Below are 1065 nucleotides of genomic sequence, written 5' to 3'. Positions count from 1 at the left end.
CCACGAACAGAGCGCGTTCGAGACGGCGGAGCTGCGGATGTCGCTGCCGGCGCTCACCGCGGCCCAGCCGCTCACCGGGATCCACCAGGGGATGCCGGACAGCTCTGACCTGCGGAGACTGCGAGATTCGGCTGTCCCCCGCAGGACCAACACCGCAGGACCCGAGTCGCCCGACGTGGGGCACGTTGTGAAGGACTTCGGGATTAGCCGATCTAGCATCTATGCCGCCTTGAGCGCGCGGCGTCTGCCTTCTCGTACTGTGCTGCGGGCCCTGGTCCTGGCGTGGGACCCGATGGGGGAGAAGGCGCTCCCGAAGTGGATGAATAGAAGGTTGGAGGTCGAGACAGCACCGAGCCTGGATCCGCCTGTCGTACAGCGCATGGTCACGGATACAGCTGACAGGCGTATCGCTGATCTTGACCCGTCCAAGGCACGCGGCCCCAAGGCTGCGAGTAGCTCCGCGGTCTCAGGAACTCCGCAGGTGACACCTGCTCCTTCGTCCCCCTCGGCGCTGACGTCTGAGGTCAGACGGCTCTACGAGGCTGCTGGCCGCCCATCTTTGAGGACCATTGGTTCAGCCGTCCTGACTGACTCTGAAAGCACTGACGTCAGCCCTGAAACCATTCGTCGTGTGGTCGCTGGGGTACACGCAAAGCAGAGCAGCGTGATCTCCGTCGTCCGCGCACTGGCTGCCCTCAGCGGCGATGACCTGGTCGCAGCAGAGGAGACGACGAGGCAGCTGCACGAAGCTGAGGAAGCTGAAGTGGCGGCTGAACTCCCGGCGCCGAGAGCTGCTGATGACGCACCGACAGTGGATCTCAGAGGGGCAGTTATCTACGGCCTTCAGCTGATCGCGGGCGATGGGCAATCGATTGACCTCCGCCACTCGGTTCTGAATCGGCCGGTTCTTCGGGCGGGGGATCAGCAGACTCTGCACATCGGTGGGAGCACGTTGAACGAGACGGCTGTGCGGGCGGGGGATCAGCAGACTCTGCACATCGGTGGGAGCACGTTGAACGAGACGGCTGTGCGGGCGGGGGATCAGCAGACTCTGCACATCGGTGG

1 protein-coding gene is annotated in these 1065 nt (G+C 64.3%); it reads left to right on the top strand.

What is annotated here, in order from left to right:
• Positions 1–664 precede the first annotated feature (664 nt).
• Positions 665–1065 (top strand): hypothetical protein (locus ABZ646_RS47195; RefSeq protein WP_360534102.1); only part of this gene is annotated, 401 nt, incomplete at its 3' end.

The sequence above is a fragment of the Streptomyces sp. NPDC007162 genome (genome assembly GCF_040634175.1).
GTDB lineage: Bacteria > Actinomycetota > Actinomycetes > Streptomycetales > Streptomycetaceae > Streptomyces.
This window is presented reverse-complemented; position numbering and strand designations above follow the sequence as displayed.